We start from the raw sequence: 14380 nt of genomic DNA, 5'->3' as shown, positions 1-14380 counted from the left end.
CGGCAAGCATCGCCAAATCGGGCCGGCTTGGGGCGGCCCGGCGCTCGGCCCGAATGACTGAGGTGCAACGATGAAGTCACGCCACGCCCTGGTGCTGCCGCTGCACGGCCGCCTGGTGCTGCTGTTCCTGGCCGCCGCGCTGCTGGCCTGGGGCGTGCATGCGCTGCTGGTGCTGTGGCCGCTGCCGCAGGTGCTGGACGCGGCGCGCCAGGGCTGGGGCTGGGAGCTGCAGGCGCCCGAGCCCTGGAGCGCGGTGGCCCTGGCCTGGAGCCTGGCACTGCTCCTGCCGCTCTACATCTGGCTGGCCAGCACCATCAGCGCGCCGCTGCAGCGCACGCTGCGCGCGCTGCAGGGCGCGGTGCTCAGCTATGGCGACGGCGACTACAGCATGTCGATCAGCGCGGCCGGGCAGAGTGGCGAGCTGGGCGAGCTGCTGCGCCTGCATGCCGAGCTGGGCCAGGCGCTGCGCCAGCAACGCCAGCAGCTGGCCACCCGCGAACTGCTGCTCGATACGGTGGTGCAACATACGCCGATGGCGCTGCTGCTGATCGATGATCGCGGCCAGGTCGCCTACGGCAATCTCGCTGCACGCCAGCTGCTGGCGCGTGGCCGCAGCCTGGCCAGCAGCACGCTGGACGCGTTGCTGGCCGAGGCCCCGGCCGCGCTGCGCGAGGCGCTGGCCAGCGGGCAGGATCAGCTGTTCGCGATGGAAGAGGCCGGCATCGAGGAGCGCTTTCATCTGTCGCAGCGCGCGCTCAGCCTGCAGGGCCAGCCCTACCGGCTGCTGCTCCTGCGGCGGATGACGCGCGAGCTGTCGCGCCAGGAGGTGGCGAGCTGGAAGCGCGTGATCCGCGTCATCAGCCACGAACTGAACAACTCGCTGGCGCCGATCTCCTCGCTGGCCCACAGCGGCGCCGAGCTGGCGCGGCGCGGCCAGCCCGAGCGCCTGCCGCAGGTGTTCCAGAGCATCGGCGAGCGCGCCCGCCATCTGCACCAGTTCCTGGCCGGCTATGCGCAATTCGCCAAGCTGCCGCAGCCGCAGATCAGTGAGCAGCGCTGGGCTGCCTTTGCGCGCGGCCTGGCCGACCACTGCAGCTTCCAGCTGCTCACACCGCTGGCCGATGAGACGGCCCGCTTCGACGCTGCGCAGCTCGAGCAGGCGCTGATCAATCTGATCAAGAACGCCCACGAGGCCGGCGGCCCGCCGGAGCAAGTCAGCCTGGCCGTCAGCCGCCGGGCCGGCGAATGGTGGATCAGCGTGGCCGACCGCGGCCCCGGCATGAGCGAGGCCGTGCTGGCCCAGGCGCTCTTGCCCTTTTACTCGACCAAGCGCAGCGGCACCGGTCTGGGCCTCGCCCTGGCCCGCGAAATCGCCGAGGCCCACGGCGGCCGCATTCTGCTGGCCAACCGCGAGGGCGGCGGGCTGGAGGTGAGTTTGTTGCTGCCGGGGTGAGGGCACCGGGCGGACTTGCGATGGCGCTGTAGCGCCGAACGCGCGCCTACAAGTCATGCGCCGAAGGCAGGCGGATGAAGTTGCAAAACAATTGCATCGAATAACTCACGATTCATCGTTTTGAAATATTTCCGTGAATTTCTGCTGCGGAAATAATTTGATAGGTGATTGCCTTTGCTTGGCAAGCTGTTAGAACTAACAGCTGTCTTGCCAGATCTCTTCTGGGACGATGATTCCGCATCAATCAGGGAGGTTGAGATTGGTGCCGTTCAGCTCCCGGGTTTCCCAAATTGCCTTGACCGGCGGGTGCAAATGAATGTCTGCGGGGTGTGCTGGGCATGCGATATACGCTGCGTGGCCACCGGTCGGGGCTTGCTTTCAGAATGGGAAATCAGTGATGAAACTCGGTCGTCTGACTGTAGGAATGATGGCGCTGCTCGGCGCTGGAGTGGCGCAGGCCGATTGGTCGCCGCGGGTGGTTTCGGCGCAGTACATCGCAACCGTCAGCTATGGCGGTGCCAGTCTGAGTTACAGCGAAGACCGCAGGGCGAATGGGCCATTGGGCAGCTTTGCGGGCAAGATGGCGGCGGCGCCGTACGCGTTCCAGAGTTCGCTGAACGATTTCATGCGCCAGGCGGCGGTCAGCAAGGGGGTCAATTTCGTCAGCGGTTCGCTGAGCGGTGATCCGACGGTGCAGATCCAGCCGCAGGGCAATGGCGCGGTGCTGCTGAGCCTGACGGGCCTGAGCTACGACGCCTACACGCAGTTCAGCGGCAAGCGCTGGGGGATTTTCTCGTACGACTGCAGCAATCACGCCTCGCTGGCCAATATCCGGGTGACGGGTCAGTATGGTGCGGCGGATGGTCGGCTGCTGTCCGACAAGGTGGGCGTCAATGCCGATGTCGGATCCTCTACCGATTGCGATTCGAATATCAGCTGGATTCTTCCTATCCTCGGCAATATCCTGATTAATACCGCCGAAGGGAAAATTGATCAGGGTATCGTCAATGGCGTGACCGGCGCGCTGTCGCAGCTCAAGGACGGTTTGTTCTTCGGCCGCGACCAAAATTACCTGACCGGCTTGAATCAGCTGATTCCGGCCGACAAGGTGATCACGCTGCCGAATGGCCAGACCTTTGCCATCGGCCAGTATGTCAACAACAACCTGGCCTATTTGATCGCCAACAGCCAGCTCACACTGAAGATCGGCAAGGGTGCGGTAGTGAAGGGCGTCTATGGCGCGGGCGAGCCGTTCAATACGCAGATCACCGGCAATGTCGCCAATCTGCAGTTGAGCGTGCCTGGCGTGACGATTGGCGTCAGCCTGATCGAGCAAGTCAATGTGGATTGGCAATGGCAATGCAGCCTGCGTGATCCCAGCAAGCGTTGCCCGATTCCTTGAAGCTGTTCTGGCCTGCCCCGCGAAGGCGGGGTTTGCGCCGGAGGCCGCCCTAAGGAAGGTCTACATAAGTCGGCGTCGGCCGCGGTTGAGAGAAACGGGGCGGCCCTACAGCAATGATTTACGGCGCGCTGCGAAGGTCGGGCTGGTGGCCCGACAGCCGAGCAGCACAACGCCCGTGGGGGCCCCTTTGCTCTCAATCCGCAGGGCAAGTACCAGCCACGCCCTGCCGGTGTTGCGAGCCTTGCGCAGGCCACCAGCCTGAGCCGCGGCTCGGCCCTTGGCAGGCCCTGGCTGGCGCTTGCCACGGGCCGCGCCGACTTATGCAGACCTTCCCTAACGCGGGCGGATTGAGTTGGAATTCACTGCCGCTGGCGGGGAGTCCAGCGGCAGTGAAGCAGTGGTGCGGGGTGGCTGCCTGTCGGTACGCCGCCCCCAAAACTTTCGGCCTTGTCAGCACGATCGCTTACGCTTGCGGCCTTTCTTGGCCGCCTCTCCTTGCTCGACAGTCGTCAGGCGGCCGCACTCCAAACTCTGCATTCCCTCCAGATGAATAAGTCCACCTTTCTGAAGCGCAGCGCGCTGGTCATGCTGCTGCAGGCGGCGTTTGCCGTGTCGGCGGCGCCGTCCGGCATCGACAAGCAGCATTTCGACGCCACGGTGCGCGTGCAGGACGACCTGTTCGGCGCCGTCAACGGCCATTGGCTGAAGACGGTCGAACTGCCGGCCGACAAGGGCGTGCATGGCGCTTTCATCGAACTGCGCGATCTGTCGGACCAGCGCGTGCGCAGCCTGCTCGACAGTCTGCTGGCTGGCCAGCCTGCCGCCGGCAGCAAGGAAGAGAAGATCGCCCGCTACTACCAGGCCTTCCTGGATACCGAGGCGATCGACAAGGCCGGCCTGGCGCCGGTGCAGCCGCTGCTGGCGGCCATCGATGCGATCGGCAATGCCAAGCAGCTGTCGGCCTGGTTTGGCGCGGTGCAAGGCCAGCAGGCCACGCCGATCCAGCTGAATGTGGGCGCTGATTTCAAGCAGCCGACCGTCAACCGCACGGTGGCCAGCCAGGGCGGCCTGGGTCTGCCCGGCCGTGACTACTACCTGAAGCGCGACGATGCCCGCATGGCCAAGGCCCGCGAGGCCTATGTGCGCTATCTGACCACCCTGGCCACGACGCTGGGCGAGGCCGACCCGGCCGCCGCCGCACAGCGCGTGCTGGCGCTGGAGACCAAGATCGCCGCGGCGCACTGGGACCCGGTGCGCCTGCGCGAACCGACCAAGACCTACAACCCGATGACGCCGGCCCAGCTGACCAAGGCCGCCCCTGGCCTGGACTGGCAGGGCCTGCTGGCCGCGGCCAATCTGGCCAAGATCGACCGCCTGATCGTCGGCCAGCCCAGCACCGCCCGTGAAGTGGCCCGCCTGGTGGCCCGCGAGCCGCTGGCCGACTGGAAGCTTTACGCCAAGCTGCACACGCTGGACGCCCATGCCGGCGTGCTGCCCAAGGCCTTGCGCGAGGCCCGCTTCGAGCTGCGCGGTGTGGCGCTGAGCGGCGCCAGCGCCGAGCGGCCGCGCTGGCAGCAGGGTGTCGAGCAGGTCAATGCCGCGCTCGGCGAGGCGCTGGGCGAGCTCTATGTGGCCCAGTACTTCCCGGCCGCCCACAAGGCCAAGATGGACCAGCTGGTCGGCAATCTGCTCGCTGCCTTTGGCGAGTCGGTCGACAGCCTCAGCTGGATGTCGGCACCGACCAAGAAGGCCGCGCACGAGAAGCTCGGCAAGATCATGGTCAAGATCGGCTATCCGGAAATCTGGCGCGACTTCAGCGCGCTGGACGTGCGTACCGGGGATGCGCTGGGCAACCGCCTGCGTTCGCAGCGCTTTGAGTGGCAGTACCTGGCCGCCAAGGCCGGCCAGCCGGTCGACCGCCGCGAGTGGGGCATGCTGCCTCAGCAGGTCAACGCCTACTATGAGCCGACCACCAATGAAATCGTCTTCCCGGCCGCCATCCTGCAGCCGCCCTTCTTCAATGCCGAGGCCGATGATGCGGTCAATTACGGCGGCATCGGCGGCGTGATCGGCCACGAGATCAGCCACGGCTTTGACGACGAAGGCAGCCAGTTCGACGCCGACGGCAAGCTGCGCAACTGGTGGAGCAAGGCCGATCGCAAGGCCTTCGATGCGGTGACGGCCAAGCTGGTTGCGCAGTACAACGGTTATGAGCCCATCCCCGGCAAGCATGTCAACGGCCAGCTGACACTGGGCGAGAACATCGCCGATCTGTCCGGCCTGCAGGTCGCCTTCAAGGCCTACCGCCGCTCGCTCGGCGGCAAGCCGGCCGAGGTGATCGATGGCTATACCGGCGATCAGCGCTTCTTCATCGGCTGGTCGCAGGTCTGGCGCAGCAAGTCGCGCGAGCAGACCGCGCTGCAACGCCTGACCACGGACCCGCATTCGCCCAGCGAGTTCCGCGCCAACGGCGCTGCCGTCAACAGCGATGCCTTCCACGAGGCCTTCGGCACCAAGTCCGGCGACCAGATGTTCAAGCCCAGCAGCGAGCGCATTCGCCTCTGGTAATCGCCTTTGCCAATTCCAGGCGCTGATGGCGCTGATGGACTGAGAACGGCGGGCCCAGGCCCGCCGTTTTTCATGGCCTGCCGGGTGTGTGCATCGGCGGCTGCTTCGTTCCATGCCGCCTGATTTGCGGCGTGTCGCAGGGCGCTGCTGTTCATCGGCCTCACTCAGCACAATCGCCGCCAGACCCGCGGCCGACTGGCTGTTGGGGCAGGGCATGAGCAGACAAGGAAGCGATAGCAATGAAGCACATCAAGCGAGCAGGACAGCTCGGCGCCATGGTGGTGGCACTCGGCATCAGCCTGGCCGCACAGGCCGGCGCGTTGCGCATGGACGAGGGCATGGTGGGGCAGCGCGCCCAGGTGCTGGTGCTGGGCACCGTGCATCTGAACGGCCTGCCCAAGAGCTTTGATCCCAAGGCGCTGGACGGACTGATGCAGCGGCTCGCCGCCTTCAAGCCGGACATCATCACCATCGAGCACCAGTCCGGCGAGGAATGCGATCTGATGCGTCGCCACCGGCAACGCTATGGCGACGGTTTCAACTGTGCCGATACCCGCGCCGCCCAGACCGCCACCGGCCTGGACCTGCCCGCCGCGCTGGCCGCGCAGCACGAACTCCTCAAGGCCTGGCCGGCCCAGCCGAAGCCGGCCGAGCGCCGCCATCTGGCCGCCGTCTTCATGGCGGCTGCCGATGAGGCCTCAGCCTATGTGCAGTGGCTGCAACTGCCCGAGGCCGAGCGCCGCGAGGGCGATGGCCTGGATGCCGCGCTGGTGCAGCGACTGCGCAAGTTGGAGACAGTGCGCAATGAGAGCTTTCTGATTGCCGCCAGGTTGGCCGCCGGCGCCGGGCTGACTCGTGTCCACGCGGTTGACAACCACACCGGCGACAACATCGACGTCAAGCCCGCGGACGAGAAGGCCTTCTGGGACGCCGTGCAGCAGGCCTGGAACAACGGCACCGACGCCGCCAAGGCCCTGCGGCAGCAGGAAGACGGGCTGGCCCGGGCCAGCGATCTGCTGCCGCTGTACCGGCTGATGAATTCACCGGCAGCGCTGCGCGTCGACGCCGATGCCAATGTCGGCACGGCGATGCGCGGCCAGGCCAGCCATCGCTCGCCGCAGGTCTGGGTCGGCGGCTGGGAGGTGCGCAATCTGCGCATGGTCGCCAATATCCGCGAGACGTTCCGCGAGCGCCCCGGCGCCCGCGTGCTGGTGATCGTCGGCGCGGCGCACAAGACCTGGTTCGACCACTGGCTTGGCGATATGCAGGGTGTCGACGTCGTCGACCCCTTGAGCGTGCTCAAGTAGGCCGCAGCGGCTGGCGGCTCAATCGCGCAGCCGCAGCACCATCAAGTCCTTGTCCAGCACCCGGCCGTCGGGCAGGCGGATGGCGCCTTCAAGGCGACCATAGCGCTTGAAGCCAGCGCCTTCGTAGAGGCGCACCGCGCCGGCATTGCTGGCGGTGACACTGAGCGTCAGCAGGCTCAGGCGCTGATCCTGGCGCAGCAGGCGCAGGGCCTCGTCCATCAGCCGGCGGCCGATGCCGCGGCCCTGCGCCGCATCGCTGACCATCATGCCGACCAGATGGGCCTGGTGGGCGACCTTGCTGCGCTGGTCGCGCTCGATGGTCAGCGCGCCCAGCAGCGCACCGTCTTGCCAGGCCAGCAGGGTGAACAGCAGGGTCTCGCCATTGGCCAGACGGCTGCGGTAGCTGCTCGCCGGGCGGGCGCGCTCGCTGGCCGCGTCCGAGGTGAAGGCGTCTTCATGACCTTCCAGCATGCCATCGCGTAAGGCTTTGTAGGCCGGCAGATCGGCCTCGTGCATCAGACGGAGCTCGACAGTGGCGCAGGGATGGGGGATGGGCTCGGAACGGGTCATGGACTAGCAGCATATGCGATGCCAACACCCTGTCACTCTTTGCAGTGGTCAAGCAGGGATGTGCTGCCGATGATCGCGCTCCGCGAGGCCTGACTTTGCACCCGCTGATGCTCGGTCGCTGTCGGTGCTTCCCGCGGATAGGTGCATCACAACCGAATGGAGACATCAATGGCCCTCGAACGCAGCCCGTCGCGCCTGCAAGCGCGCTCCCTCACCGCCCTGGTACTCAGCCTGAGCGCCGCCATGCCGCTGATCAGCGCCGCGCAGGCCACCAACACCCATCCCAAGCCGCTGACGGTGGCCCAGGCGGTCAGCGCCGATGTGCGCTTCAAGGTCGATCCGCGCCAGGCCCTGTCCAACGGCGAGCGCCGCATCGCGCAGAAAGTTGGCCAGGCCGGCGCGGACTTCATCAAGGTCCATTTCGCCGAGTTTCGCCTGCCGGCGGGGGCCTATGTGCTGGTCAGCTCGGCCGACGGTCAGGAGGTCCATCGCTACGACGCCGAGGCACAGAACAACCGCACCTACGACCGCGCCCAGGGTGAGGACGGCCTGACCCGCTTTGCCGCGCTGTCGGTCTTTGGTGAGACGGCCATCGTGACGCTGGTGCTGCCTGCAGGCGTGGCCTGGGGACCGTCAAACGTGCTGCGCGTGGATCAGTTCCACGCCGGCCAGATGGGTATCGAGGAGCGCACGCCGCTGTCGGTCTGCGGCACCGACGAACGCCGCGATCCGGTCTGCTTTGCCAGCAGCAACCCCACGCAGTACGACCGCACTCGCCCGGTGGCCCGCCTGCTGATGGCCGGCAGCAGCCTGTGCACCGGCTGGCGTGTCGGCGCCGACAACCGCATGTTCACCAACAACCACTGCTTCGCCGATCAGGCGACGCTGACCAACACCGAGGTCTGGTTCAACTACCAGAACACGAGCTGTGGCGGCAGCACGCAGGGCACGGTGACCAAGGTGACCGGCGGCACGCTGCTCAAGACCGATGCCACGCTGGACTACTCGCTGTTCACGATCAACAACTTTGCCAATGTGGCCAGCTTCGGCTATCTGGGCCTGGAAGTGCGCGACCCGACGCTGAATGAGGCGATCTATATTGCCCAGCACGGCGGTGGCAGGCCCAAGCAGCTGGCCATCACCAGCGACCAGGATGGCGGTGGCAACTGCAAGATCAACAATGCCAATGCGGCGGGCAATGCGGCCGGTACCGATGCCGCCTATTACTGCGATACCGAAGGCGGCTCCTCGGGCTCGCCGGTGATCGCCGGCATCAGCAACAAGGCGATTGCGCTGCACCATTTCGGCGGCTGCACCAACCAGGGCGTGAAGATCAGCAAGATCTGGCCTCAGGTGGCGACGCACTTCAACAACCAGGTGCCCAATGGCGACAGCGGCGGCAGCACCAACCAGCCGCCGGTGGCCAACTTCACCAGCAGCTGCAACGGCCTGAGCTGCTCCTTCAATGCCGGCGGCTCCAGCGATGCCGATGGCAGCATCGTCAGCTACGCCTGGGTGTATGGCGATGGCAAGAGCGGCAGTGGCCTGCAGGTGAGCAACAGCTATGCCGGTGCGGGCAGCTACACGGTCAATCTGACCGTGACCGACGACAAGGGCGCCACGGCCAGCAAGTCAGCCACGGTCAACGTCACCAGCAGCGGCACGGGCTTTCCCAAGACCAATCTCTCGGCCGCCAAGGGCAGCTGGCTGAACTACAGCTACACGGTGCCGGCCGGCGTCAGCAGCGTGAGCTTCAACACCACCGGCAGCAGCGGCGATGCCGATCTGTACCTGAAGAAGGGGGCGGCGCCGACGACCAGCAGTTATGGCTGCCGCTCCTGGAGCAGCAGCTCCAACGAGAGCTGCTCGCTGGCGGTGGCCGCTGGTGACGTCGTCTATATCGGCGTGTACGGCTATACGGCCTTCTCGGGCCTGACGCTCAACCTCAAGTAGAGGCCTGCGAGCAGCCGCCTCAGCGCGCCGGCGCCGGGGCGGCCAGCGCCGCCAGATCCTCGGGCGTGTTGGTATTGCCAAAGGCCAGCGCGTCCTCGGGCCGATCAAATCGGACCAGCACATGGCGCTGCTGGCGCTGCCAGCGCTGCAGCTGGCGCTCGCCGCCATCGAGATAGCGGGCCAGCGAGGCGATCAGGCTGCGGCGCAGCAGGCAGAACACCGGCTGGATCTGCGGCTCTCTTCCTGCATCATTGCCGGCCTCGCTGCAGGCCAGCGGCACGGCCAGATCGGCGTCTGCGGCCTGTGCCGCGGCGAGCAGGCGCTGGCCCAGATCCAGCGGCAGCCGCGGCGAATCGCAAGGCACGGCCAGCAGCCACTCGCTGCCGCAGGCGCACAGCCCGGCCAGCATGCCGGCCAGCGGCCCGGCGAATTCGCCCGGCAGCGGGTCGGCAATCACCGGTATTTCTGACCCCGACGCTGACGCGGCTCCCAGTACCTGATAGGCCTCGGCATGGCGATTGGCATTGATCATCAAGGCAGCCACCTGCGGTGCCAACCGCGCCAGCACATGGGCGGCCAGCGGGCGGCCATCGAGCAGCAGCAGCCCTTTGTCGGCGCCGCCCATGCGGCGGCCGCGGCCGCCGGCCAGGATCAGGCCGGTGATGTCAGCGGCGCAGCGAGCTGTCGTCATCGCGGGGGCTGGGTTGGTGGCTGGTGGCGGGAAACTCGTCGCCGAGGTACTGGCGGCCCTTCATCACCGCGGTGATCCAGGTGCCAATCAGCCAGGTCAGCACCATGCTGAGCCCGAAGGCAATCGCACCGAGCACCATATAGTCGATCAGCAGCGCCATGCGCTGCGGGTCCTGATGCAGGCCCGGCTGCACGAACTGCTTGGCCCATTCGCCGGCCAGCCAGGGCAGGGCCAGACTCACCACCAAGTACAAGCTCAGCCGGCGCCGCACGGCCGGCGTGAACCAGTGGCTCAGTGCTTGTTGGACGGGGTGAGGCTCGCGCATGCCCTCATCCTCCGATGTAGTGCATCTCGATTTTTTGAACGGCCGCCGTGGCACTGCCGCGCAGCTGCGAATAGCGGTCAGCGCGGGCCGCCCACAGCGGGGCCAGTGCGGCGGCAATTTCGGCGTCGCTGCGTGGCGGCAGCTGCTCGCCGGCGCCGCGCAGGAGCGTGCGCAGATCGTGGCCGCGGCTGGCGAACAGGCAGCTGTAGAGCTGGCCCTCGGTGGACAGGCGGGCGCGGTTGCAGTCGCCGCAGAAGGCCTGGGTGACGCTGGAGATCAGGCCGATCTCGCCCGCCCCATCGGCATAGGCCCAGCGCTCGGCCGTCTCGCCCGGCGCGCTGGCCGACAGCGGGCGCATCTCGAACTCGCGCTGCAGCAGCGCCAGCAGCTCGCGCGAGGGCAGCACATCGTCCATGCGCCAGCCGTTGCTGACGCCGACATCCATGTATTCGATGAAGCGCAGCACCACCCCCGTGCCGCGGAAGTGCCGCGCCATGGGCAGGATCTGGTCGACATTGACGCCGCGCTTGACGACCATATTGACCTTGATCGGCCCCAGGCCCGCGGCCTGTGCGGCGGCAATGCCGTCCAGCACCTCGGCGACCGGGAAGTCGACATCGTTCATGCGGCGGAACACCTTGTCGTCCAGCGCATCGAGGCTGACGGTGATGCGCTGGAGGCCGGCTGCCTTCAGCGCCGCGGCCTTCTTGACCAGCAGCGAGCCATTGGTGGTCAGCGTCAGGTCCAGCGGCTGGCCCTCGGGCGTGCGCAGCGCGGCCAGCATCTCGACCAGCACTTCCAGATGCTTGCGCAGCAGCGGTTCGCCGCCGGTCAGGCGCAGCTTCTGCACCCCCAGGCCGACGAAGATGCGCGCCAGCCGGGTGATCTCTTCAAAGCTCAGCAGCTCGCTGTGCGGCAGGAAGGCATGGTAGTGGTCGAAGACTTCCTTGGGCATGCAATAGCTGCAGCGGAAGTTGCAGCGGTCGGTGACCGAGATGCGCAGATCGCGCAGCGGCCGGCCCAGGGCATCAAGCAGCGGCCCCGCTGGCATCGCGGCGCCGGCGCTCAGCGGCGGTACCGCCGGCACCGGCTGACGGGCGCGCTCGGCGTGCAGGGGAATGATGCGTTCGGCCATGATGCGCTGATTGTGCCTGTGGCCGAGCGTGCACCGGCGCGCGGGGGCATTGCCCGAGCGCAAGGAATGCGCGCTTTGCTCAACGCCGTTCAGCGCTCTTCAGCAGTCAGCAGTCAGCGGCCAGCAGGCCCGGCGCCAGATGCCTGAACACCAGGCCTTCGCCGCCGCGAAAAGGAATGGTTCGCTCCAGCGTGGCACCCAGGCGCTGCGCGACCGCGGCCGAGGCGCTGTTGCCGGCGGCCACGACGCTGATCGCCGTCGTCCAGCCGAAATGCTCGTAGGCCGCCTGCAGCGCGCGCCGGGCCGCTTCGGTCGCGTAGCCCTGACCATGGGCGTCGGGGTGCAGCGCCCAGGTGATCTCGGGCTCCAGCCAGCCCTCCGGAAACCACAGGCCGGCCAGACCGATGAAGGCGCCATCGCTGAGCCGTTCAAGCGCCCAGGGGCCATAGCCGCGCAGCGCCCAGTGGCCCAGGTAGGCGGCGAACTTGCGCCAGGCCTCGTCGCGGCCGCAGGGGCCGCCGTAGGTGGCCGAGACCGGGTGGGCAAAGAACGCGGCCAGGCCGTCGAAGTCCTGCGCTTCAAAAGGGCGTAGCTGCAGGCGTTCGGATCTGAAGCGGGGCAGGCTGTGGCGAAACTGGTCGATGATGGACATGGGTGAAAGCGGCGCGCGGGCGGTCATGGGCTTCTGACTGTGAATCTGCCCATGATGTCACGGATGGCCGCCACGACGGCCTGCGGTGCCAGTTCCTGCACGCGGTGAAAGCTGCGTACTCTCAGCAGCGTCGAGTGAGGATAGATCGCAGCGACTTGCGCCTCGGCCGCGTCCGGATCCATCGCGGTGATGCCGAAATCCTCGGCATAGAGCGTGCCGCGCAGCAGATCCTTGATCAGCCCCTGGGGTTTGGGCATCTGCGGTGTCTCGGCCAGCAGCCGGGTTACCGGCCCGGCGAAGCGGCCTGGCTCGGCGAGCAGCGTGCCACCGATGATCGACGCATGCTTCACTTCGCGCAGTACCTGCGGCGGCGCGAACCAGCGCAGACCCACGCGGGTGAGCCAGGGGAACTCGGCGTAGGGCTTCAAGGCACCCGGCGGCAGCGCATCAACCAGCAGCAGCGCCGACACTTGCTCTGGGTAGAGCCGCGCGAACTGTTGCGCGTACAGCCCGCCCATCGAATGGCCGACCAGAATGTACGGTGGGTGCAGGCCCTGCTCGGCAAGCAGCGCCTTCAGGCGGCGGGTCGTTTGCGTCGGATCGTCGCCGCTGTCGGGCATGGCACTGCGTCCGACGCCAGGTCGGTTGTAGAGCAGCACGTTGACCTGATCGCCCAGGCCCTCAAGCACCTTGCTCCAGGTCTCCAGCGGCAGTTGCAGTCCGTTCTCGAAGACCAGCGTGGCGTGCGGCTGAGCCGTCTGGCGGCGATGGAATTCGAGCACTGCATCGCCGATGTGCGCGAGCTCCGTGGGCAAGGCCTCGACCGGCCGGGCTTGCGATGCTGCCGCCTCGCGCAGGGCCGGGGCCGGCGGCGCGACCAGGCCGCCAGCGCCGGCGTTCACTGCGTACAGCAGGCTCCATCCAAGCAGGGCGCGCGCCAGGCGCTGGCGTATTGAGTAGGTCTTTTCGCGAATGCTCATCATGCGGGCCCATGGCTGGGCGCTGTGGAGACGCCGCAATGTAGAGGGCGGCGCAGCAAGCAGCCAAGGGGCAGGCCCATTGGGCAGAGCCTCGTCGCAGCCGGTAGCAGGTGCTGGCGGCAGCTCAGACGTGGCCTGCGCGGCAACTGGGCTTGCTTGGCAGCGATTTCGTCGCCGGCTGGGCGGCTTCGTCGGCCGCGTGTCGCCAGTCGCACGCGCGCTTCGATCCGCTCGGTTGCAGCGGCTCCATCGGTCGCTGATCGTGCTGAACCGCGCCCCGCTGCGCCGGCCCGTGATCAGCCGGAGCGCGCATCAAGGAACTGCCTCACCGCGCCCAGGCTCGCCGCGGGCTGGTCGTTGAACATGAAGTGGCCGGCGCCGTCGATACGCTGCAGCCGCGCCTGGCTGGCGGGCGGGAACAGCGCCATCATGCGGCGCTGGTGTGCCTCTCCTTGCGCCTCGTTGCAGCTGCCGCGCAGGAACAGCACCGGTGCCTGCAGCTGCGCCAGGCCGCGGCTGAAATCCAGCGAGCTCGCATAGGCCTTGTCGCTCATCATCCGCCCCAGCGTTGCCTGGAAGGCCGGGCTGCCGCCGCGCCAGCCTTGCAGCGGCGGCAGGCGGCCCTCGCAGAGCGCCGTGGCGGGCTGGGCCAGGGCCACCATCTGCTGGACGAACCAGTCGTCGCGCGCATAGGCATCGCCCTCGCCGCGCACCAGCCATTGGCCCAGCCAGGCGGCACTGACGCCGGCCACCTGGCGCCAGCCCGGCCAAGCGCCCCGCTGCTGCAATCCGGCCAGAGAGGCCTGGTCGAGAAAGCCGGGCTCGGCCAGCACCAGGCTGGCGATCTTGTCCGGGTGCGCCCCGGCATAGGCGCTGGCCAGCATCGCTCCCCAGGAATGACCAAGCAGATGCACCGGGCGCTGCCGGCCGAAATGCGCGACCACGGCATCAAGGTCGTCGATGAAGCTCTGCACGGTGATCTGCTCGGCCGGCACGCGCTCGGACAGGCCGCTGCCCAGCTGGTCGTAGAACACCACGCGGTAGCGGTCCGCCAGCGCCTGCAGGCCCAGCAGGTAGCGGTAGTCGGCGCCCGGGCCGCCGTGCAGCACGATCAGCACCGGCGCATTGGCCGGGCCGTGTGCCTCGGCATGCAGCCAGTGGCCGCGCAGCTGGACGCGCGGCAGGGTCAGGTCTTGCGTCACCGTCGGCGCAACCGTGCTGCAGGCGGCCAGCAGCAGCGGGCTCAGCGCAACGAAGAGTTGGCTCAGGCGGCGCAGCCGGGTAGTGCGGGGGAGGGTCTTGGAGGGCGTCATGAGCGAGGTCCTTGTCTAAGATGAGGCGCTG

The 14380-nt window shown here is 67.5% G+C and carries 12 protein-coding genes; 5 read left to right on the top strand and 7 right to left on the bottom strand.

The annotated features are described in order from the left end of the window. The first annotated feature begins 70 nt into the window (after positions 1 to 70). The 4 genes from RQP53_RS21205 to RQP53_RS21190 all read left to right on the top strand — a co-directional run bounded on the left by RQP53_RS21205 (position 71) and on the right by RQP53_RS21190 (position 6730). Complete coding sequence (locus RQP53_RS21205; protein ID WP_315652693.1) at positions 71 to 1453, top strand: sensor histidine kinase; 1383 nt, start codon at positions 71 to 73, stop codon at positions 1451 to 1453. 316 nt (positions 1454 to 1769) lie between these two features. Continuing rightward, entirely contained in the window at positions 1770 to 2855 is a 1086-nt protein-coding gene (locus RQP53_RS21200; protein ID WP_315652692.1) for a hypothetical protein, read from the top strand. Between the two features lie 546 nt (positions 2856 to 3401). Then, a complete protein-coding gene (locus RQP53_RS21195) occupies positions 3402 to 5423 on the top strand; it encodes a M13 family metallopeptidase (RefSeq protein ID WP_315652691.1) in 2022 nt (673 codons plus the stop codon). A gap of 239 nt (positions 5424 to 5662) precedes the next feature. Further along, complete coding sequence (locus tag RQP53_RS21190) at positions 5663 to 6730, top strand: DUF5694 domain-containing protein (RefSeq protein WP_315652690.1); 1068 nt, start codon at positions 5663 to 5665, stop codon at positions 6728 to 6730. 18 nt (positions 6731 to 6748) lie between these two features. On the opposite strand, the gene RQP53_RS21185 is transcribed toward RQP53_RS21190, so the two are convergent. Further along, positions 6749 to 7300 (bottom strand): GNAT family N-acetyltransferase, encoded by a 552-nt coding sequence (locus tag RQP53_RS21185; protein ID WP_315652689.1) that lies wholly within the window; start codon positions 7298 to 7300, stop codon positions 6749 to 6751. 168 nt (positions 7301 to 7468) lie between these two features. Between RQP53_RS21185 and RQP53_RS21180 the strand changes: the two genes are divergently transcribed. Then, on the top strand, positions 7469 to 9253 hold the full coding sequence (locus tag RQP53_RS21180; RefSeq protein WP_315652688.1) for a PKD domain-containing protein: 1785 nt from the start codon (positions 7469 to 7471) through the stop codon (positions 9251 to 9253). A 19-nt stretch (positions 9254 to 9272) separates the two neighbouring features. Here RQP53_RS21180 and mobA read toward each other — a convergent pair whose 3' ends face one another. The 6 genes from mobA to RQP53_RS21150 all read right to left on the bottom strand — a co-directional run bounded on the left by mobA (position 9273) and on the right by RQP53_RS21150 (position 14349). Further along, the gene (mobA, locus tag RQP53_RS21175) at positions 9273 to 9944 is read right to left on the bottom strand and encodes a molybdenum cofactor guanylyltransferase MobA (RefSeq protein ID WP_315652687.1); all 672 of its coding nucleotides are present in this window, start codon (positions 9942 to 9944) and stop codon (positions 9273 to 9275) included. Further along, positions 9919 to 10269, bottom strand: coding sequence for a hypothetical protein (locus RQP53_RS21170; protein ID WP_315652686.1), 351 nt, complete (start codon positions 10267 to 10269; stop codon positions 9919 to 9921). The genes mobA and RQP53_RS21170 overlap by 26 nt, the downstream gene beginning before the upstream one ends. A gap of 4 nt (positions 10270 to 10273) precedes the next feature. Then, the gene (moaA, locus tag RQP53_RS21165; RefSeq protein ID WP_315652685.1) at positions 10274 to 11404 is read right to left on the bottom strand and encodes a GTP 3',8-cyclase MoaA; all 1131 of its coding nucleotides are present in this window, start codon (positions 11402 to 11404) and stop codon (positions 10274 to 10276) included. A gap of 106 nt (positions 11405 to 11510) precedes the next feature. Beyond that, on the bottom strand, positions 11511 to 12056 hold the full coding sequence (locus RQP53_RS21160) for a GNAT family N-acetyltransferase (RefSeq protein ID WP_315652684.1): 546 nt from the start codon (positions 12054 to 12056) through the stop codon (positions 11511 to 11513). Positions 12057 to 12079: 23 nt separating this feature from the next. Next, positions 12080 to 13036, bottom strand: coding sequence for an alpha/beta fold hydrolase (locus tag RQP53_RS21155; protein ID WP_315652683.1), 957 nt, complete (start codon positions 13034 to 13036; stop codon positions 12080 to 12082). A 296-nt stretch (positions 13037 to 13332) separates the two neighbouring features. Beyond that, positions 13333 to 14349, bottom strand: coding sequence for an alpha/beta fold hydrolase (locus tag RQP53_RS21150; RefSeq protein WP_315652682.1), 1017 nt, complete (start codon positions 14347 to 14349; stop codon positions 13333 to 13335). Between the last annotated feature and the right edge of the window lie 31 nt (positions 14350 to 14380).

Source organism: Roseateles aquae, from assembly GCF_032337115.1.
GTDB classification, from domain to species: Bacteria; Pseudomonadota; Gammaproteobacteria; order Burkholderiales; family Burkholderiaceae_C; genus Roseateles_C; species Roseateles_C aquae.
Note: the sequence above shows the minus strand (reverse complement) of the source record. Positions and strands in the feature narration are given on the sequence as shown.

Coding starts and splice junctions, on each gene's coding strand:
- RQP53_RS21155 (WP_315652683.1), bottom strand. CDS start 13,036: ATGAGCATTCGCGAAAAGACCTACTCAATACGCCAGCGCCTGGCGCGC.
- RQP53_RS21200 (WP_315652692.1), top strand. CDS start 1,770: ATGTCTGCGGGGTGTGCTGGGCATGCGATATACGCTGCGTGGCCACCG.
- RQP53_RS21205 (WP_315652693.1), top strand. CDS start 71: ATGAAGTCACGCCACGCCCTGGTGCTGCCGCTGCACGGCCGCCTGGTG.
- RQP53_RS21160 (WP_315652684.1), bottom strand. CDS start 12,056: ATGTCCATCATCGACCAGTTTCGCCACAGCCTGCCCCGCTTCAGATCC.
- moaA (WP_315652685.1), bottom strand. CDS start 11,404: ATGGCCGAACGCATCATTCCCCTGCACGCCGAGCGCGCCCGTCAGCCG.
- RQP53_RS21150 (WP_315652682.1), bottom strand. CDS start 14,349: ATGACGCCCTCCAAGACCCTCCCCCGCACTACCCGGCTGCGCCGCCTG.
- RQP53_RS21170 (WP_315652686.1), bottom strand. CDS start 10,269: ATGCGCGAGCCTCACCCCGTCCAACAAGCACTGAGCCACTGGTTCACG.
- RQP53_RS21185 (WP_315652689.1), bottom strand. CDS start 7,300: ATGACCCGTTCCGAGCCCATCCCCCATCCCTGCGCCACTGTCGAGCTC.
- RQP53_RS21190 (WP_315652690.1), top strand. CDS start 5,663: ATGAAGCACATCAAGCGAGCAGGACAGCTCGGCGCCATGGTGGTGGCA.
- RQP53_RS21180 (WP_315652688.1), top strand. CDS start 7,469: ATGGCCCTCGAACGCAGCCCGTCGCGCCTGCAAGCGCGCTCCCTCACC.
- mobA (WP_315652687.1), bottom strand. CDS start 9,944: ATGACGACAGCTCGCTGCGCCGCTGACATCACCGGCCTGATCCTGGCC.
- RQP53_RS21195 (WP_315652691.1), top strand. CDS start 3,402: ATGAATAAGTCCACCTTTCTGAAGCGCAGCGCGCTGGTCATGCTGCTG.